The 16,395-nt window shown below is 61.7% G+C and carries 25 protein-coding genes and 1 tRNA gene; 22 read left to right on the top strand and 4 right to left on the bottom strand.

Annotation, left to right across the window (positions count from 1 at the left end):
- The 4 genes from yacG to LOY37_RS23015 are packed head-to-tail and all read right to left on the bottom strand — an operon-like array spanning window position 1 to window position 2,901.
- On the bottom strand, window positions 1-201 hold the full coding sequence (gene yacG / locus LOY37_RS23030; RefSeq protein ID WP_195885042.1) for a DNA gyrase inhibitor YacG: 201 nt from the start codon (window positions 199-201) through the stop codon (window positions 1-3).
- Entirely contained in the window at window positions 198-821 is a 624-nt protein-coding gene (coaE, locus tag LOY37_RS23025) for a dephospho-CoA kinase (protein ID WP_258715812.1), read from the bottom strand. Before coaE ends, yacG begins: the two co-directional genes overlap by 4 nt.
- The gene (locus LOY37_RS23020; RefSeq protein ID WP_258594917.1) at window positions 821-1,690 is read right to left on the bottom strand and encodes an A24 family peptidase; all 870 of its coding nucleotides are present in this window, start codon (window positions 1,688-1,690) and stop codon (window positions 821-823) included. The genes coaE and LOY37_RS23020 overlap by 1 nt, the downstream gene beginning before the upstream one ends.
- Before the next feature lie 2 nt (window positions 1,691-1,692).
- On the bottom strand, window positions 1,693-2,901 hold the full coding sequence (locus tag LOY37_RS23015; RefSeq protein ID WP_258715811.1) for a type II secretion system F family protein: 1,209 nt from the start codon (window positions 2,899-2,901) through the stop codon (window positions 1,693-1,695).
- Between the two features lie 217 nt (window positions 2,902-3,118).
- Here LOY37_RS23015 and LOY37_RS23010 point away from each other — a divergent pair, with 217 nt between their 5' ends.
- The 22 genes from LOY37_RS23010 (at window position 3,119) to LOY37_RS22905 (ending at window position 15,938) form a co-directional block, all read left to right on the top strand.
- Complete coding sequence (locus tag LOY37_RS23010; RefSeq protein WP_258715810.1) at window positions 3,119-3,529, top strand: pilin; 411 nt, start codon at window positions 3,119-3,121, stop codon at window positions 3,527-3,529.
- Between the two features lie 70 nt (window positions 3,530-3,599).
- A tRNA-Thr gene (locus tag LOY37_RS23005) sits at window positions 3,600-3,675 on the top strand.
- Between the two features lie 161 nt (window positions 3,676-3,836).
- Entirely contained in the window at window positions 3,837-5,150 is a 1,314-nt protein-coding gene (locus LOY37_RS23000) for a phage integrase central domain-containing protein (RefSeq protein ID WP_258715809.1), read from the top strand.
- A 177-nt stretch (window positions 5,151-5,327) separates the two neighbouring features.
- Window positions 5,328-6,221: a DUF6387 family protein gene (locus LOY37_RS22995; RefSeq protein WP_258715808.1), complete on the top strand. Its 894-nt coding sequence runs from the start codon at window positions 5,328-5,330 to the stop codon at window positions 6,219-6,221.
- A 164-nt stretch (window positions 6,222-6,385) separates the two neighbouring features.
- A complete protein-coding gene (locus LOY37_RS22990; RefSeq protein WP_258715807.1) occupies window positions 6,386-6,646 on the top strand; it encodes an AlpA family transcriptional regulator in 261 nt (86 codons plus the stop codon).
- Window positions 6,646-6,948 carry a helix-turn-helix domain-containing protein gene (locus LOY37_RS22985; protein ID WP_258715806.1) on the top strand — a complete coding sequence of 101 codons (303 nt, stop codon included), beginning with the start codon at window positions 6,646-6,648 and terminating at the stop codon, window positions 6,946-6,948. The genes LOY37_RS22990 and LOY37_RS22985 overlap by 1 nt, the downstream gene beginning before the upstream one ends.
- Complete coding sequence (locus LOY37_RS22980; protein ID WP_258715805.1) at window positions 6,945-7,592, top strand: KilA-N domain-containing protein; 648 nt, start codon at window positions 6,945-6,947, stop codon at window positions 7,590-7,592. The genes LOY37_RS22985 and LOY37_RS22980 overlap by 4 nt, the downstream gene beginning before the upstream one ends.
- Before the next feature lie 317 nt (window positions 7,593-7,909).
- Window positions 7,910-8,137 (top strand): hypothetical protein, encoded by a 228-nt coding sequence (locus LOY37_RS22975; protein ID WP_232531808.1) that lies wholly within the window; start codon window positions 7,910-7,912, stop codon window positions 8,135-8,137.
- 145 nt (window positions 8,138-8,282) lie between these two features.
- A complete protein-coding gene (locus LOY37_RS22970) occupies window positions 8,283-8,615 on the top strand; it encodes a hypothetical protein (protein WP_258715804.1) in 333 nt (110 codons plus the stop codon).
- Window positions 8,616-8,683: 68 nt separating this feature from the next.
- Window positions 8,684-8,917 (top strand): hypothetical protein, encoded by a 234-nt coding sequence (locus tag LOY37_RS22965; RefSeq protein ID WP_236066298.1) that lies wholly within the window; start codon window positions 8,684-8,686, stop codon window positions 8,915-8,917.
- Entirely contained in the window at window positions 8,914-9,129 is a 216-nt protein-coding gene (locus LOY37_RS22960; protein ID WP_210014866.1) for a hypothetical protein, read from the top strand. Before LOY37_RS22965 ends, LOY37_RS22960 begins: the two co-directional genes overlap by 4 nt.
- Window positions 9,126-9,470, top strand: coding sequence for a hypothetical protein (locus tag LOY37_RS22955; RefSeq protein WP_254285660.1), 345 nt, complete (start codon window positions 9,126-9,128; stop codon window positions 9,468-9,470). The genes LOY37_RS22960 and LOY37_RS22955 overlap by 4 nt, the downstream gene beginning before the upstream one ends.
- A gap of 4 nt (window positions 9,471-9,474) precedes the next feature.
- Complete coding sequence (locus tag LOY37_RS22950; protein ID WP_258715803.1) at window positions 9,475-9,762, top strand: hypothetical protein; 288 nt, start codon at window positions 9,475-9,477, stop codon at window positions 9,760-9,762.
- Window positions 9,755-9,982, top strand: coding sequence for a hypothetical protein (locus tag LOY37_RS22945; RefSeq protein WP_258715802.1), 228 nt, complete (start codon window positions 9,755-9,757; stop codon window positions 9,980-9,982). Before LOY37_RS22950 ends, LOY37_RS22945 begins: the two co-directional genes overlap by 8 nt.
- Window positions 9,979-10,869, top strand: coding sequence for a toprim domain-containing protein (locus LOY37_RS22940; RefSeq protein ID WP_258715801.1), 891 nt, complete (start codon window positions 9,979-9,981; stop codon window positions 10,867-10,869). The genes LOY37_RS22945 and LOY37_RS22940 overlap by 4 nt, the downstream gene beginning before the upstream one ends.
- Window positions 10,856-12,655 carry a DUF927 domain-containing protein gene (locus LOY37_RS22935; RefSeq protein WP_258715800.1) on the top strand — a complete coding sequence of 600 codons (1,800 nt, stop codon included), beginning with the start codon at window positions 10,856-10,858 and terminating at the stop codon, window positions 12,653-12,655. The genes LOY37_RS22940 and LOY37_RS22935 overlap by 14 nt, the downstream gene beginning before the upstream one ends.
- A gap of 336 nt (window positions 12,656-12,991) precedes the next feature.
- The gene (locus LOY37_RS22930) at window positions 12,992-13,294 is read left to right on the top strand and encodes a hypothetical protein (RefSeq protein ID WP_258715799.1); all 303 of its coding nucleotides are present in this window, start codon (window positions 12,992-12,994) and stop codon (window positions 13,292-13,294) included.
- Window positions 13,291-13,890: a hypothetical protein gene (locus LOY37_RS22925; protein WP_258715798.1), complete on the top strand. Its 600-nt coding sequence runs from the start codon at window positions 13,291-13,293 to the stop codon at window positions 13,888-13,890. The genes LOY37_RS22930 and LOY37_RS22925 overlap by 4 nt, the downstream gene beginning before the upstream one ends.
- Before the next feature lie 3 nt (window positions 13,891-13,893).
- Complete coding sequence (locus LOY37_RS22920; RefSeq protein WP_258715797.1) at window positions 13,894-14,493, top strand: hypothetical protein; 600 nt, start codon at window positions 13,894-13,896, stop codon at window positions 14,491-14,493.
- A gap of 213 nt (window positions 14,494-14,706) precedes the next feature.
- Window positions 14,707-14,838 (top strand): hypothetical protein, encoded by a 132-nt coding sequence (locus LOY37_RS22915; RefSeq protein ID WP_258715796.1) that lies wholly within the window; start codon window positions 14,707-14,709, stop codon window positions 14,836-14,838.
- 138 nt (window positions 14,839-14,976) lie between these two features.
- On the top strand, window positions 14,977-15,327 hold the full coding sequence (locus tag LOY37_RS22910) for a hypothetical protein (protein ID WP_258715795.1): 351 nt from the start codon (window positions 14,977-14,979) through the stop codon (window positions 15,325-15,327).
- On the top strand, window positions 15,327-15,938 hold the full coding sequence (locus LOY37_RS22905) for a tail assembly protein (RefSeq protein ID WP_258715794.1): 612 nt from the start codon (window positions 15,327-15,329) through the stop codon (window positions 15,936-15,938). Before LOY37_RS22910 ends, LOY37_RS22905 begins: the two co-directional genes overlap by 1 nt.
- The last annotated feature ends 457 nt before the right edge of the window (window positions 15,939-16,395 follow it).

Raw genomic sequence — 16,395 nt, 5'->3', positions numbered from 1 at the left:
TCAGTGACGCGGGTCGAGCTCGCCGGAGAACAGCTCGTCTTCGGCATCCGGTGCAACCGGAATCTTGTGCTCTTCCGCTGCCCAGGCACCCAGGTCGATCAGCTTGCAGCGGTCGGAACAGAACGGCCTAAACGCGCTGGCCGCGCTCCATTCCACAGGGGCGCCACAGGTCGGGCAATCTACGGTCGTTGGTTGGCTCATGCTTGGCCTCCTCGCAAAGTCAGGTAAAAGTGGTGCAGGCGGTCGACCTCCGAATGCAGCCAGGCCAGGTCGCGGTCGTTGACGATCACGTCGTGGGCGTGGCCAAGGCGTTGTTCACGGCTGGCCTGGGCCTTGAGGATGGACTGCACCTGCTCAGTGCTGGTCTGGTCGCGCAGCAGGGTACGTTGCACCTGCAGTGCCTGCGGCGCATCGATCACCAGCAGGCGGTCGGTGCGTTTGTACTGGCCAGACTCGACCATCAACGGCGAAACAAACACCGCATAGGGCGACTCGGCCTTGGCCAGGTAGCTGAAGATCTCCTGGCCGATCAACGGATGCAGCAGCGCTTCGAGCCACAGCCGTTGCTGCGGGTCGGCGAAGATCAGCTCGCGCAGGGCCGCGCGGTTGAGCTGGCCGTCTTCGAGCAGCACCCCCGGGCCGAAACGCTCGACGATACTCGCCAGCGCCGGGCGGCCCGGCTCGACCACCCAGCGCGCGGCCTGGTCGGCGTCGACCAGGTGCACACCCAGCTCGACAAAGCGCTGCGCGGCGGCGCTCTTGCCACTGCCGATGCCGCCGGTGAGGCCGAGAATCCAGGGGGTGAAAGCAGCGGTGGTCATCAGAATCCGGAATATTTCAGATAGGAAGTGGTTATTTGACCACCCCAGAGCAGCGCGATCCAGCCCGCAATGGCCAGATAGGGACCAAAGGGGATCGGCGTGCTCGCCTGCTTGCGCTGCAGGCGCAGCATAACCAGGCCGATCACCGCCCCCAGCAGCGACGACAACAGCAAGGTCAGCGGCAAAATCTGCCAGCCGCCCCAGGCGCCAAGCATGGCCAGCAACTTGAAATCGCCATAGCCCATGCCCTCTTTGCCAGTGACCAGCTTGAACACCCAGAACACCGACCACAGGCTCAGGTAACCGGCCACCGTGCCCCACAAGGCATCCTCCAGCGGCACGAACAGTTCAAAGGCATTGGCGATCAGCCCCAACCACAACAACGGCAGCACCAGGGCATCGGGCAACAGATGGTGCTCGATATCGATCAAGCTCATGGCCAGCAGGCCCCAACTCAGCACCATCAACGCCAGGGCCGCGACGGTAAAACCCAGATGCCAGGCGGCAAACAGCGTCAGCGCCCCGCAGGCAAGCTCCACCAGCGGATAGCGCGGGCTGATGCGCGCCTGGCAAGCGGAACAGCGCCCGCGCAAGGCCAGGTAACTCACCACCGGTATGTTTTCCCACGGGCGAATGCGATGTGCGCAATGCGGGCATTGCGAGGGCGGTAAAAACAGATCGAAGCGCGGCGCTTGTGCCTCGCTGGGCAACGCCAGCACCTCACGGGCCTCGGCCTGCCATTGGCGTTCGAGCATGATCGGCAGGCGATGCACCAGCACATTGAGAAAACTGCCGACAATCAGCCCGAGCAACAGGGCGAAGCTCAGGTACATCAGTGGCTGGCTGGCCAGGGTGTTCAACAGGTTCATGGTCAGATCACATTGCCCAGCTGGAAGATTGGCAGGTACATGGCGATCACCAGGCTGCCCACCAGCAACCCCAGAATCAGCACGATCAACGGCTCAATCAGGGCCGTGAGGGTGTCGAGCAGGTGGTCGATGGCCTGTTCATAGTGGCTGGCGATCCTGGCGAGCATATCGTCCAGCGTGCCGGCTGTCTCGCCAATGGCGCACATCTGCACCACCAGCGCCGGGAACAGCCCGCTGGTGCGCAACGCCACGTTCAAGGCCAGGCCACTGGCAAGGTCGTCGCGCACCTTGTGCACCGCCTGCTCATACAGCGGATTGCCACAGGCCCCGGCAACCGGCCCCAGCGCCTCCACCAGCGGCACCCCGGCGGCAAACGAGGTCGACAGGGTGCGGGCAAAGCGGGCGAGGGCGGCGTGCCGGAGCAGGCTGCCCAGCACCGGCAAGCGCAGGGCCACGCGCACCAGCCACAAACGCACCCCAGGCTTGTGCCGATAAGCCCAAACCAGCGCACCACAAGCGCCGCCGAACGTTATCAACAGCCACCCAAGGTGCGCGCCCAACCACTGCGACAAGCCGATCACCTGTTGAGTAAACGCCGGCAGCTCGGCACCAAAACCGCCGAACAACGACTGAAAGCGCGGCACCACCTCCAGCAATAACAACGCCGACACCCCAAAGCCCACCAGCAACACCAGCAGAGGATAGGTCATGGCTTTTTTCAGCCGCATGCGCAGGGCCTGGCGTTGCTCCTGCAGCGCCGCCACCTGGGCCAGCACCGTCTCCAGGCTGCCGGACTGCTCACCGGCGTCCACCAGGTTGCAGTACAGCCGATCGAAGTACTGCGGGTGGCGGCGCAGCGCAGTGGCCAGGCTGCTGCCAGCGGCGATATCGGCCTTGATCGCCCCCAGCAGGCTGGCCAGCGCCGGGTTGGCGCTGCTCTGGGCCACTACATCCAGCGCCTGCAACAGCGCCACCCCGGCCTTGACCAGGGTGGCCAGCTGGCGGCTGAACTGGCTCAACGCCTTGCCATCCAGTGGCCGCCGCCATTGCCACAACGGCGGGCGCACACTGGCGATACGCCCCGGGCGAATCCCGCGCTGGCGCAACTGCGCCCTGATCAACGCCGGGCTGCGCGCCGCACTCTGGCCGCTGATCAAGGCACCTTGGGCGTTGGTGCCTTGCCAGCTGTACATCCGGTTGCTTTCGGTCATCGCCACATCCTTGTTGCGCTGCCTTGCACAAGCCTGGTAACAGCTCCAGGCCCCGAGTGGCGAGCAGGGTTGCCCGCCGCCCACTAGAGTAGTCGAGCCAGAGCGACCGAATGACTGTCACGGGGTGACAAAAGGTGTCTGTTCGGGCCTACTGGCGCGCCTGCTGGCGCCGCACCACTGCGGCCGGCATGAACTGATTTTGTGAGGGAGAGTGTCCATGAAAGGGCAACGCGGTATTACCTTGATCGAACTGATGATCGTGGTGGCGATCATCGGCATTCTGGCGACCATCGCCTTACCGATTTACACCAACAGCCAGGTCCGCACCAAAGCCACGGCGGCCCTGGTAGAAATTTCTGCGCTCAAGACCGCCTTCGACCTGCGCCTGAACGAAGGTAAAGATATCGCCAACGTCGCCGCCCTGGGCGGCCAGGAGCGCACCGCCCACTGCGCCATTGCCGCCAGCGGCACCGCGGCCACGGGCGTGGGCCGCATCGTCTGCACCCTGATCGACGCCCCGGCCATCGCCACCGACAAAACCATCACCCTGACCCGCGCCGCAAGCGGCTGGGCCTGCACCAGCACCCTCAACGAAGACCTCGCCCCGGCAGGCTGCAAAGCCCTCTGAAACAGAAGCAATTGCTGTTAATAAACAGTGATTTGCGTAAGCGATCCTGCAGTGGTAGCGTTATCGCCACGCCGGTGTAGCTCAGTCGGTAGAGCAGCGCACTCGTAACGCGAAGGTCGCAGGTTCGATTCCTGTCTCCGGCACCATCTAGCTGTTCCGATACGTCTCCTCATGTATACGGAAACCCCTGAAAAGCCCGCCAAGTGCGGGCTTTCTCGTTTCTGCCTGTCTCGTTCTGTCTCTAGGCATATACCTGTTTTAGGTATACGTTAGGGTATACGCCGGTTCGACGAGAAAACGTATACCTATGGCACGCACCGTTACCCCCCTGTCAGACCCCAAATGCGAGGCCGCCAGGCCGCGGGACAAGGACTACACCTTGTTCGATGGCCAGGGTCTGTTCCTGCTGGTCAAGAAGAACGGCAGCAAGATCTGGCGCATGAAGTTCAAGCGGCCGGATGGCAGGGAAGGACTTGCCACCTTCGGCAACTATCCAGCGTTAACCCTAAAGGCCGCACGGGAGCGCCGTGCCGAAGCGCTGGAGTTGCTGGCGCACGGTAGAGACCCGATCGAGAACGCCAGGCAAGGAAAGATCGAGGCGGCGAATGCAAGGGCCAACACCTTTGGCGTGCTGGCCAAGGATTGGCACGAGGCATGTTCGAAGAAATGGTCTCCAGGCCATGCCGCGACGGTTTGGCGGCGGATCGAAACTTACTTGCTTCCGGCTCTGGGCCAGCGCCCGGTGGCTGGACTGAAGACCCGCGACCTTCTAGCGCCGCTCAAGGCCGTGGAGAAGCGTGAAGTTCTGGATACTGCCAGCCGGCTGCGGCAGTACATGACAGGGATCATGCGCATGGCCGTCCAGCATGGCCATATAGACACGAACCCGGCCGTGGACCTGCAGGGCGCCACCGCAACGCGCAAAACAATCCACCGACCTGCGCTGGCGCTGGATCGTCTGCCTGAGCTGCTGCAAAGAATCGATAGCGATACCGGTCGCCCGCTGACCCGGCTGGCAACACAGCTCACCCTGCTGGTCTTCATCCGGTCCAGTGAGCTGCGGTTTGCTCGCTGGCCAGAGATCGACACCGGCCGCTCCATGTGGGAGATCCCTGGCGAGCGCCAGCAGATCGAGGGCGTGAAGAACTCGCATCGCGGCTCCAAGATGAGCACGCCGCACCTAGTGCCGCTGAGTCGCCAGGCTTTGTCCACGCTCGAGCAGGTGCGACAGCTCACTGGGCGCTTTGACCTGGTGTTCGCTGGCGACAGCAACCACTGGAAGCCCATGAGTGAGAACACGGTGAACAAGGCGTTGCGGCGCATGGGCTATGACACCAAAACCGAGGTGTGCGGCCACGGGTTCAGGGCCATGGCCTGTTCCGCACTTGTCGAGTCGGGACTGTGGAGCAAGGACGCGGTAGAGCGCCAGATGAGCCACCAGGAGCGCAACAGCGTGCGTGCCGCCTACATCCACAAGGCCGAATACATCGAGGAGCGCCGACTGATGGTTCAGTGGTGGGCTGATTACCTCGAAGCGAACCGCGAGAAGCACGTTACGCCATACGACTATGCGCATAGTGCTGACACGACTGCCAACGTAGTGCCGATTAAGAGGGCCTGATGCGGGCCTTCCATTGTATTCGTAGACAGATATAGACTGAATGCCACCACTGTTCGGATACACAGTATCTATGTAGGCAACGGTGTCGGATGGTCTAGCTCGGTGGAGCGAAAAGTGGAGTTCCCATCCGCTTGACCAGCCAATTTATTTATGGGGTGCTCGCCATGGGAGGCGAAAGTGGCCAAAGCTGAAATACCTGATTGGTTTGACATAAAGGTCTATCAAGAACCTCTCTCCCGCGACCAATGGGGAGTATGCATTTCTATGCGTGCCGACTACTTGAGTGTTAAGCCGCTTTTCCGTGACCTAGCAGAACAGGAAGAGATGTTCCGTTATTTTGGAGGGAGAATCCCGGAGCAGTTTGGCCTGGCCGAGAGGCATACCGACCCATTTCCTGTGAGGCCTATGATTGCTGCCGATTTGGCCGTGATTTCAGCGTCTTGGTCTCAGGATGAGTCATGGCAAGCCCTATTTCAGAAAGTGTGTTCGGTCGTAGGGAAACAAGTTCCTAGGTCGGTATTTGATGAAGCATTAGGAATCTATGAGAGCGGAGACTCATTGAAGGCAGGTGCGCTGGAGAAAGTAGGATGGTTTGCGCCTCACTTTTGTCATGGTGTTCCAATTACGGTAGACCTTGATAATGATGATGAGACACTTAAGCTGGCCTTCAGCGTGTGGCTCGCAGGTGTCCGCAGTGAGATGAGTGAAAGATTCAAGAAGCCTATTGGCGATGAGGATTTTCAAAAGTGGCAAAAGTATAAAATTTTGGCCGCTTTCGATTTATGCCAGTGGGCAGAAATTAAAGGGTTTCGTTATACAAACAACCAACTTGCCAATGCGCTGTTTCCGCCCGAGTCAATTGAACTTGAGGATAGGGATGTTGACATGGCTGAACGCGTGCGAAAATCTGTGAAACCATTGGTTAGTCAGTGTGTTACGCAAGAAACGGTTCGCTTGCTAAGCGCGACTGCCAGACTTGAGAAATACATAGGACAGATCGTAGAGGAGGCGAAGAGTGGCCGGGAGAAAGGTACATCGGCATTGATATTGGACGAAACCATTCCGGATTAAGGATATGTCATATCGGTTCCGGCGGACGAGGCGAGTGATGTGATACCGGGAACGATTTTTCGGGTCATCGATCCGGAAGAAAAATAGCTATTTCCAGTGACTTCAGTTTAGTCCGTTCAGCCCATTAAATTTGCTCATGTCGCCACCAACAACGGGATACAGACATGAGCAACATCAGCCCAATTCCAGGTACTACCACTCTCCAGTTCGATCCAGCCAACACCATAATTCGCTTTCCCGAGGTCGAATCCATCACCGGTCTGGCCCGTGCCACCGTCTACAAGCGTCTCAAGGATGACCCGACCTTTCCACGTCCGGTATCGCTGAGCAACAGTAAGTCGCGTGGTTCACCGGTGGGCTTTGTGCTCGCCGAGGTTCAGACCTGGGTTCGCCAGCGCATCGCATTGCGCGAGGTGGCCGCCTAATGAGCAAAAAAAAGGCCGACCAACAGGCCAGCCACGAAAATATCCAGGTACATGATACCAGCGGCAGCGCACAACGCATCCGTCTTCTCGCACACCTGCGCCAGCATGGTTCGATCAACACCTTTCAGGCCATCACACTGCTGAACATCCTGCGCCCAGGAGCGCGCATCGCCGAACTTCGGGCCAAGGGTCACAATATCGTCACCAACCTCAGCACGCTGAAGGACGACCACGGCCGCGAGCACCAGAACGTGGCCACCTACTTCCTGAGCGCTGACCCTGCTCAGAAGGTGGCAGCATGACAGCCAAGATCATTCCGTTCGATTACCAGGGCCGCGCCGTGCGCTTCGACGTGGATGGCTGGCTGCATGCCACCGAGATCGCAGAGCGGTTCGGCAAGGAGCCACATGAGTGGCTGCGCCTGCCCGACACGGCCTCTTACCTGGCAGCCATTTCTAAAACCGGGAAATTCCCGGAATTGGTCAGAACCAAGCGCGGCCGCTACGGCGGCACTTGGCTTCACCCGAAGCTGGCGGTTGTCTTTGCCCGGTGGCTCTCTGTGGACTTTGCCGTCTGGTGTGACGAGCAGATCGATGCGCTGCTGCGCAGTGGTCAAGGCAACTGGCAGCAGGCCCGCCTGCAGTCCGCGGTTGGCTATCGCGGGTTGTGTGACGCCCTGGCCATCTCCTGTGAGGAGCACGGCAAAACGCCACAGCGCCACCACTTCATCAACGAAGCCCGGTTGATCAACCAAGTGATCACAGGGCAGTTCGCCGGCCGTAATCGTGATCAGCTCAGCGCTGAGGAGCTTCTGCTGGTCTCGCTCATCGAGATCCGCGACGTGCTGCTGATCGGCCAGGGGAAAGACTTCAAAGCCCGTAAAAAGGCTCTGCTGGGCTACGTCCAGAGCCTGCGCGCTAAACACCTCAGGAGTGAAGTCGCATGATGCTGGCGCTCAAGACAGAAGATGACCGGTCGATATTTTCTATTGCAGGCAGTCGTGTTGCTCGGTATGGTTTGCCCGTCGCTGCAAATTCAGCGGCCGGGCGTAGGAACCCGATGAGCAAAAGGCGCAACAGCGCCCAGATCACTACTGCCGGCGTTTTTTTTCGCCTGCAGTTCCGTGTTATGGCGGCTGTGTGCGGGCAGGCTTCGGCCTGGCCGGGTTCCTTTTGCCCCGGTATTCCTACCCCGTGCACAGCTGCCACCCAATCCCGTAGGAAGGATCGTGGCAGCTCCTCGACAGCAGAAGGAGCTCCACCCATGCACGCCCTCAATCCGTCCGCAATTTCCCCAGAACATCAGAAAGCCTACTGCTCGCGTCTATTGAAGACGTTACTGCGCTATTCCTCCGCAAACGAGCTGGGCCGTATCACTGCAACTCTTGAGGGCGAAGTCAGCAAGACGCTGGCCACGCGATTCGTCCCTGGTCTCAACGATGCAAGCTATGACGTTTATCGCAGCTTCTGGCTGAAGGGTGGTGCCAAATGAGTATTCCTGCCCGCCTCCGCGCCCTTACTCACCGCCGTATGGCCCTGAGCGCCCTCCGTGCAAATTCGTCCCTTTCCGTCCGCCTCGCACGCTACAGCCATCACGTAGAGATTGCCCGCGCCCTTGAAGCGCAAGGTGGTGCCAGATGACTCATGCTCTCCGCGCAGCCGGTGCCGTTCCAGGCTTTATCGAATGCTGGGTCGTGATCAACGTACCGGGCCAGGAGCCATTTCGTCTTCCAGCAATTATTGGCCGCAGCTCAGCCTCCGCCATAGCCAGCTTGCTGCATTCAGATTTCCCCGACGCTTCAATCAGCATTCAAGAGCGTTGCCAGTGCTCTTTGGACGGTCTGGATGAAGCCTTGCGTGTATCGGATGACGTCAGAGCCATGCTGGTGGAGTGCCAACACCAATCGCGCCCAGGTGCCGCGCTGCTGAAGCACTTCAAGAACGCGGCTTGTGTCGGGGGTGTCCAATGAGCTGCTTCCCAAACGCTGCAATCCTTGAAGGTGAGGTGCTACCTAAAGCGGTCCTCGACGCCCACGCAATGAGTTCAATGAACTTTGCCCGCGAAGAGTTCGACAGGCTGGAGCGCATCCTCTTGCCGCTGCTAGACCCGCTGCTGTGTCGGGAGGAAAACACCATCGCCTCTGACGTTGCCCGCCACCTTGAGCAGATCCGCATCTTCAGCGCCAACTTCTGCTGGAAGCACCGCCACTTGGGCGCCTCGTATGGCGTCGTAGGCAAGTGCGCTGACATGGACGGGAGGGCTACCGCATGAATCCCCCTATCCAGATGCCCGACGACACCCACGACGATCTGCGCGAGGTGCAAGGCATCCTTGTACTGCTGAGCCTGGCGCTTGCCGTCATTGCCTCGCCCGCCACCCCCGTCATCGTGGCCCGTGTCACCGCCGCGATAGCGCAGCACACCGCCATGGCCTGGGCCGAAATGCTGGAAGGTGTGATCGCTGAGAAAGGGGGTGACCTGTGAATGCCGTGATTAAAGCTCCCATCGTTTGTCGCGAAGATCTCACTTTCACAAGCCGGGACGATTGCGGGCGGATGGTCAACTGGCCGCGCAACAACCCTGGTGTCGCAGCTGACTGGGAAAAGGGCATCGCCTTTTTCGACAGTGAAATTGCCGAACTGGCGGCCAACGATGAGACCGCAGCATATGAGGCCATCAGGTTTGCTATTGCTGGCATGGGCGGGCGTACGACCAATCTAGAGCTGGGCTTTGCAGACGCCCTGGCGAGGGCTGCCGCACTTGGCCTGCGAGTAGTACGCAACGGCGCCGAACGCTTCACGCCTAAAGACTTCGACGGGGAGTAACACTATGAAACTTCAAAACGGTGCTTCAGCGCCGCCGGGATCGGCTTGCCTGAAGAAAGCCACCGAGCTGTTTTACGTGACTCATTTCAAGGCTTCTAGGGCTTTGCTCGGGCCGTTCCTCAGCCAGGCCGATGCCGAGTGCGGGCGCGTTGTTTTGCGTAGCGCTGACGCCATGGTGACGGCTTGCCTCGTCGATTCGCTGGACGAACTGACCTACTGGCACGCGGTGAACAATGGCCAGGTATGCCGGGCCTTTGCTGGCGCTGATCGGGAGGGTGGGAGCCATGAGTAAGGTCACGCCTATTCGCCGCAAGGGTGCCGGTGGCCCACCTACTGCTGGCGCTCACATCGACAGCGCCAGCTATGCGCTGTTGGTGGAAACCCTGGTGGGCTTCCTGGAGCTGCGTCTTGCCGAGGGTGACGCAGGCCGTCACTGCCCTGAGCTGGAGCGCCTGACCCAGCAACTGGAACGGCTGGCCCAGCGTTTCACGCCGCCGCAGGGGGCCGCATGACCGACGCCACGATCCTTTTCCGTGAAGCGCTCCAGTCGGTCTATGGGCTGCTCGACTGGCTGCCCCTGGGCGATGGCGACATTCACCGCTTCCACGTCCCCGGCGACAAGTCTGGCACCCTAAACGGCTGGTACTGCCTGTTTGCCGATGGCATCGCCTCGGGTGCGTTCGGGAGCTGGAAGACGGGCGGCACCAGCACCTGGTGTAGCCGTGAGCCGGTGGACGCCCGCGAAGCCGAGCAGGTGCGCCAGCGCATCGAGCAAGCCCGGCGCCAGCGGGAGGCCGAACGGCAGCGGCGCCAGCTCAAAGCGGCGAATCTGGCTCACCGTTGGTGGCGTGACGCCCGCCGCGCTGATCCTGACCACCCGTACCTGGTCGCCAAGGACATTCGTTCCCATGGCCTGCGCCAGCGTGGTCACGACCTGCTGATCCCACTGTATGCCCGGGGCGTGCTAGTCAACCTCCAACGGATCGCCCCGGACGGCGAAAAGCGCTTTCTGTTCGGCGGTCGGATTAAGGGCACCTATTCGCCACTGGGACGCATCACACCGGGCAAGCCTTTGTGCATCTGCGAAGGCTGGGCCACGGGTGCCACGCTTCACGAAAGCGGCTACACCGTCGCCTGTGCGATGAACGCCGGAAACCTGAAACCGGTGGCGCTGGCGCTACGGGCCGACTACCCCGGCACAGAAATCATCGTCGCCGGCGACGACGACCGCCAGACCGAAGCCGAAGGCAAGGGCAACCCTGGGCGCGCCGCCGCCCATGAAGCCGCGGCCGCGTGTGGTGGCCTGGTGACCTTCCCCGAGTGGCCAGCCGATGCGCCGCTGACCCTTTCCGACTTCAACGACCTTGCCGCCTGGAGGTGCCGCCATGCGCCCGCCTGAGAACAACGTCATCAACCTGCGCCCAGAGGCGCCCAAGGTCGAGCCTGATCGTCCGTGCTGGGGCGTCTATGAGCACTGGGTGACCAATGAGAAAGGCCGCAGGCTCAAGCCCGGCGTGTACTGGCACGGCTTCAAGCGCAGCGCCAGTGACGATGACGGCGACGACGACAAGGCCGACCGCCCGATCACTGACGAGTGGATCGCCACACCCGTGACCGTCGCCGCTCGCACCACCAACAGCGACGACGGCAGCGAGGGCCGGTTTCTGCGCCTGCTCACCGACAGCGGCCCCAAGGAGTGGATCATTCCTATGGAGGTGTTCGGCGGTAGCGGTGAGGACGCCAGGCGGACGCTGTTCGGCATGGGCGTCATCATCGCCCTGAAGAAGCGCGGTCAGTTCATGGAGTACCTGCTGGACCAGCGCCCTGCAGAGGTGTTTGCCACTACCTGCCGCCCCGGCTGGCATGAGTCGGGCGCCTTTGTGCTGCCTGGACGCACCATTGGCAGCGACAAAGTGCGCTATCAGGCCAGCGCCAAGGGCCAAAACCTGTTCAGCGTGCGCGGTAGCCTGGACGGCTGGAAGGCCGACGTCGCGGCCAAGTGCGAGGGAAACCCGGTGCTGACCCTGGCTATCGGCTGCGCCCTCGCAGGCCCGCTGCTGAGCCTGGTGGGCGTGTTGGGTGGCGGCGTTCACCTGGTGGGCGACAGCTCCAGCGGCAAGTCGCTGGCGCAGTTGATCGGCTCATCGGTATGGGGCGACCCAGGCATATTCGCCGCGTCATGGGATATGACCAAGGGCGGCCTGGAGATCGAGGCATCAAGCCGCAACGACACCATGCTGCCTCTGGACGAGATCAAGCGGGCCGACCCCAAGCGCGTACAGGAGATGGCCTACTCGCTCGCCAACGGCCAGGGCAAGGGCACCATGACCCGTGACCGGGAAGCCCGCGGGAAACTGAGCTGGCGCCTGCTCGCGCTATCCAGCGGCGAGCGCTCCCTATCTGAGCACGCGGCCATCAGCGGTAACGCCGCCCATGCTGGTGCTGAGCTGCGCATGGTGGACGTGAACGCCGGCACCCGCACACACCGCGCCTTTGACGAATTGCACGGCCTGGAGGGCGCCGACTTCCACCGCCAGCTCACTGTGGCCGTAGGAGCAAACCACGGGCATATCGGGCCAGCATTCGTGGAGAAACTGCTGGCCAGCGATGACCGCCCCGGCCTGCTGGAGGACTTCGCCGGTATCCGCGCCCAGTTCGTCGAAGACAACGCCCAGGCCGGGCGGGTGGCGGATCGCTTCGCGGTGATCGCGCTGGCGGGCGAAATGGCCATTGCCTATGGATTGCTGCCCTGGACGCCGGGCACCGCTCTGGCCGACTGCCAGTTGCTGTACGGAGAGTGGCTGAGTCGGGTGGGTGGGGGCAATGCCGAGGATCGCCAGATCCTGGCGGGCATCCTCGACTTCATCGACAAGCACGGCAGCAGCCGATTTTCGGACGTAGAAGACCAAACGCCAGACGCCAAGGTGTTCAACCGTGCCGGTTACTGGGAGGTGGTCGGCGCCAAGCGTCTGTACCTGTTCAACAAGTCCGCGCTGACCGAGGCAGCCCATGGGCACGGATTGGCGCGTGTCGTGAAAGCGCTGGAGGGCGCTGGCGCAATCGCCAAGCACGACACTGACAGAGACAGCCGCAGGACCAAGAAATACCGCCTGCCTGCTGGTGGGTCTGCCCGCCTGTATGTGATCGACCCCGACGCCATGGACAGCGAAGGCGGTGGCCTATGACCGCCATCACCACCCAACGCCAATGCCCGAATCCACAGGAACCTAAAAACGTGGGGAACAGGGGGAACGGGGGAACAGCCAGTAAATCCGGGGGCTGTAGCCGTTCCCCCTTATTGAAGTGTTGGGGAACAGGGGGAACACAAACATGTTTTTGAATATAAGCACCTGTGCTGTTCCTGACGTTTGGTTATCACTGTTCCCCAGTTTTTCGGGTGGGGAACACGTACCCCCGCTGGAGGCCCCGGAAACCCTGAGCGTTCCCCGCGTTCCCCCGTTCCCCCCGATTTTTTTCACAGACACATTTGGGCGTTGTGGAAATCAGGGAGAGGTGACGCCATGAGCCTCCTTGCCGACCTGCTCAATCACATGCCGCCGAACGTTGCTGGCGCTGGCAAACCATCCGTGGAGAAACGCGCCCAGGATCGCCCGCGCTTGGCGCTGGTTGAGCCCGCGCAATTGCCGTCCAGCCCGTACACCAACGCCGCCAATGCCACGCCCGAGTGGCGCCAGGCCCGTGACCGGTACATCAACCACGTTATGACCTGCCGGGGCTGCTATGCGCCTGGTGGTCGCCATTGCGCGACCGGTGCCGAGCTAAGCACCGCCTACGACAAGACGCCCATGGAGGCCCACCCATGAAGCCCACACAGACCATGCGCCTGTGCGACATCGCCCTGAAGCCAGGGGCCAGCGCCAACACGCAGCTCATCACCACCCGGCGCATCTGCCGCAACATCAACCGCAACCTCGATTCGGTCCGCGATGAGCGACGTTCCATGCGCCGCCAGGCGGGCAAGCTGAAAGCGTTCTTACCGTTCACCCGCCAGGCCATTGCCGATCTGGAGCAACAGGCACAGGAGCACCGAGAGGACGAGCGCAGCAAGGCCGTGGCCGCGCTGGCCGGGTTCGGCCAATCACTGCTGTTCGACCATGACGGGTTGGCCGGCGCCCTGGGGTTCGACCGTATGTGCGACCTGCTGAGCGTTAACACCGTTGAGCGCGAGCAGGCCAGGCGGGAGGGCGTCACCAGCCTGGAAGACCTGGTGTTCGCCCATGCGCTGGAGGACAGCGCAGAACGCCGGGCACAAGAGTGGAATGACGCGCCGCTGTTCAACGCCTGCCATGCGGCGATGGCGGACTTCATCAGGGACTGCCCCGATGGCGTGCTGCCTGATCCATTCGCACCCGGGGCGCCATTCGGGCCGAAGCTGCCACCGAAACTGAGGGTGGTGTGAGCCATGACCAAGCCAGCAGCGAAACACCCTGATTCATCCGCGAAGGCGAAACAGCGGGTTTCAGATGAGCAGCGCCGCCTGGTGCTGGACCTGCGCCGCCGTCACTCGCTGCGCGAAGTGGCCGAAGCGACGGGCCTGCCGTTGGGAACGGTGAAGCCCCTGGTTTCACGCTCCGGGGCATTCCGCGACAACGAGCAGCACCGCGCCATGTTCACTCTGCTGCCGATCAGCGCCAGCACCGAGACCCTGCCGAGCGTGCCCGAGCTGCCGCCGCAGGAGGTCGTGACCGGGGATAAGGAGGTGGATGCGGTGCTCTGGTTGCGCTCGATCATCAGTACCGGCCAGACCGCTCTGATTGACCGGGCCATGGAGGGCGCCAAGAAGATCAGGACGCCGCTCGATGTGCTGGAGAAGCGTTACCGCGATTACCTGGTGGCCGCCAACCCCGGTCACCTGTTCGCTGCCATGTCGTCGTTCGGCTTCGCTGACCTCGAGGCGCTGGCCATTCGGGCCATTGGGCAGCACCAGCTTCGGCTGGAAGGCGCCGCCCGCTTCGGTGACGACCTGCTGGCCGACACCGCGGCGGAAACGTTCTGCATCTAGGCGCTGCGCGGGCTGGAGGCTACCGGCCAATTCGGTGACTTCGATAAGGGCCAGGTAGCCGCCAGGTTCAACGCCCACCCTGAACTGCTGCCGCACACCCTGGCGGATTGCCTATACGAGCTGGGCTACTGGGATCAGCTCTACCGCCTGCGCCACGCCGCGGACCGGGACGCCAGCGACGGGCCGCCCGATGCAACAGCACGGGACTGGTTTGTGTTCGGCCTGCTGGCGCAGATCCGGCCCCGTGATAAGGCCGAAGCGCTGGCGGTGTTCCGCTACCTGATCGCCAGCCAACGCGACGACATGGCGGAGTCTGAGGCAATTCTCTGCAACTTGATTGGATAGGCCGCGCCACGAAACGCAACTGCGCGAAAACGTGGCGCGACATAGAGCAACACCACCGGGCACCAGCCCATGACCAGCGCCAGCGGCGCCCATGCGAGAGAGATCCATGAACGATCAATACCAAGGAGAAACCGATCTATGACCACGTTCCAAGAACGATTCACAGAGGCCTGCAAGGCCACCGACTTCGCCGACAATTCGAAGGCCATCAGCGGTTACGACGTGTGGGATGTGCGCTATGTCCGGGATGGTAAGCACGTCGAAATCGACGGTCCCTTCTTCACCGAGGACGAAGCCCGAATTTCTGCTGATTTGCTCCGCGGCACATTCCGCGGCGCTAGGGCTTATTCCGTCTGCCACTGCGGGACATGGAATCCAGATCCGAAGCGGGAACAACTGATCCGCGACCAAGCTCGCATGTCGCGCTCTCTGCTGGCTTGCCGGCTCAATGTTCCGTCTCCCACTAACCCAGCTCAGGAGGCTTTCTAATGGCCGCATTGGCAATCGAATACAACCCGCGAACCATCATCAAGCTTGGCGGCTTTCTCGGGAGGAAATATGGAAGGGAGCACCCGTACCTTCTTTCCGACCATGGCGACACCCGTGAAGCGATGAGAGCGATAGATGTTAATCACCCTGGCTTCTTGAAAGACCTCGCGGATGCGCGATCGAAGGGGCTGGACTTCGCGGTGTTCCGAAACGGCAGGAATGTTGGCGAAGAAGAGTTCGGCCTGGGCGGCTGTCGCGAGATCAGGATTATTCCGGTGATCTGCGGGAGCAAGCGCGCCGGCTTGCTCCAGACAGTTGTCGGCATTGCGCTGGTCATAGTGGGCGCATTCTCGTTTGGCTCTACCACACCGCTTGGCGCAAGCCTTATCGCTACTGGCGTAGCCTCCACAGCAGGCGGCGTCATCCAGATGCTCAGCCCCCAAGCTAAGGGCCTAAAGACCAGCGCCGCCCCCGAGAATACTCCGGGCTATGCCTTCGGCAGCGCGAAGAACACCACCGCCAGCGGCAACCCGGTGCCGCTATGCTTTGGTCACCGGCGCTGGGGTGGGGCAGTAATCAGCGCCGGGATCTACGCGGAAGACCAGATGTAGCCCCCACCAGTGGTACATTCATCTTTTTGAGGGGAGAAAGAACTGTGCAAAGAGTTTTGATGGCGGGGCTGGTCGGCGTTTTATTGTCAGGGTGCTCGACTTCCCCTGTTTCCGCTGGCGATGCAGATCCCGTCCCCCCATCAAGGCTCTTTGCTTTCAGCTCCAAGGGAGGCTCCCAGTTGGTTGTGACTCGGGATAGCGGAATGTTTGGAGCCGGGTGTAACCATCGCTTCTACATCGATGGCACTTTGGCCGCCGAGTTTGCTACTGGCGAGATTGCTCGGTTCGGGCTGGCCCCGGGCAAGCACGTTATAGGCGCCAAGCCGAGCGCCGCTTGTGGAGGCGGCGGGCTAGTTGAATCCGAAGTTGATTTGAAGCTTGGCGAATCGGTCAGACGACGCCTTTCGGTCACCCCTGGAGGCATCACTGTCACGCCCACAGCCTACTAGGCCAGCAG

Origin of the sequence: Pseudomonas sp. B21-012, from assembly GCF_024749305.1 — a bacterium.
In the GTDB taxonomy this organism is placed as follows: Bacteria; Pseudomonadota; Gammaproteobacteria; order Pseudomonadales; family Pseudomonadaceae; genus Aquipseudomonas.
The sequence above is the reverse complement of the archived record's forward strand: the minus strand, read 5'-3'. Positions and strand labels throughout refer to the sequence as shown.

Bases quoted from the DNA above. Each gene is read 5' to 3' on its own strand.
- yacG (WP_195885042.1), bottom strand. From the start codon at position 201: ATGAGCCAACCAACGACCGTAGATTGCCCGACCTGTGGCGCCCCTGTG.
- coaE (WP_258715812.1), bottom strand. From the start codon at position 821: ATGACCACCGCTGCTTTCACCCCCTGGATTCTCGGCCTCACCGGCGGC.
- LOY37_RS23020 (WP_258594917.1), bottom strand. From the start codon at position 1,690: ATGAACCTGTTGAACACCCTGGCCAGCCAGCCACTGATGTACCTGAGC.
- LOY37_RS23015 (WP_258715811.1), bottom strand. From the start codon at position 2,901: ATGACCGAAAGCAACCGGATGTACAGCTGGCAAGGCACCAACGCCCAA.
- LOY37_RS23010 (WP_258715810.1), top strand. From the start codon at position 3,119: ATGAAAGGGCAACGCGGTATTACCTTGATCGAACTGATGATCGTGGTG.
- LOY37_RS23000 (WP_258715809.1), top strand. From the start codon at position 3,837: ATGGCACGCACCGTTACCCCCCTGTCAGACCCCAAATGCGAGGCCGCC.
- LOY37_RS22990 (WP_258715807.1), top strand. From the start codon at position 6,386: ATGAGCAACATCAGCCCAATTCCAGGTACTACCACTCTCCAGTTCGAT.
- LOY37_RS22985 (WP_258715806.1), top strand. From the start codon at position 6,646: ATGAGCAAAAAAAAGGCCGACCAACAGGCCAGCCACGAAAATATCCAG.
- LOY37_RS22980 (WP_258715805.1), top strand. From the start codon at position 6,945: ATGACAGCCAAGATCATTCCGTTCGATTACCAGGGCCGCGCCGTGCGC.
- LOY37_RS22975 (WP_232531808.1), top strand. From the start codon at position 7,910: ATGCACGCCCTCAATCCGTCCGCAATTTCCCCAGAACATCAGAAAGCC.
- LOY37_RS22970 (WP_258715804.1), top strand. From the start codon at position 8,283: ATGACTCATGCTCTCCGCGCAGCCGGTGCCGTTCCAGGCTTTATCGAA.
- LOY37_RS22965 (WP_236066298.1), top strand. From the start codon at position 8,684: ATGAGTTCAATGAACTTTGCCCGCGAAGAGTTCGACAGGCTGGAGCGC.
- LOY37_RS22960 (WP_210014866.1), top strand. From the start codon at position 8,914: ATGAATCCCCCTATCCAGATGCCCGACGACACCCACGACGATCTGCGC.
- LOY37_RS22950 (WP_258715803.1), top strand. From the start codon at position 9,475: ATGAAACTTCAAAACGGTGCTTCAGCGCCGCCGGGATCGGCTTGCCTG.
- LOY37_RS22945 (WP_258715802.1), top strand. From the start codon at position 9,755: ATGAGTAAGGTCACGCCTATTCGCCGCAAGGGTGCCGGTGGCCCACCT.
- LOY37_RS22940 (WP_258715801.1), top strand. From the start codon at position 9,979: ATGACCGACGCCACGATCCTTTTCCGTGAAGCGCTCCAGTCGGTCTAT.
- LOY37_RS22935 (WP_258715800.1), top strand. From the start codon at position 10,856: ATGCGCCCGCCTGAGAACAACGTCATCAACCTGCGCCCAGAGGCGCCC.
- LOY37_RS22930 (WP_258715799.1), top strand. From the start codon at position 12,992: ATGAGCCTCCTTGCCGACCTGCTCAATCACATGCCGCCGAACGTTGCT.
- LOY37_RS22925 (WP_258715798.1), top strand. From the start codon at position 13,291: ATGAAGCCCACACAGACCATGCGCCTGTGCGACATCGCCCTGAAGCCA.
- LOY37_RS22920 (WP_258715797.1), top strand. From the start codon at position 13,894: ATGACCAAGCCAGCAGCGAAACACCCTGATTCATCCGCGAAGGCGAAA.
- LOY37_RS22910 (WP_258715795.1), top strand. From the start codon at position 14,977: ATGACCACGTTCCAAGAACGATTCACAGAGGCCTGCAAGGCCACCGAC.
- LOY37_RS22905 (WP_258715794.1), top strand. From the start codon at position 15,327: ATGGCCGCATTGGCAATCGAATACAACCCGCGAACCATCATCAAGCTT.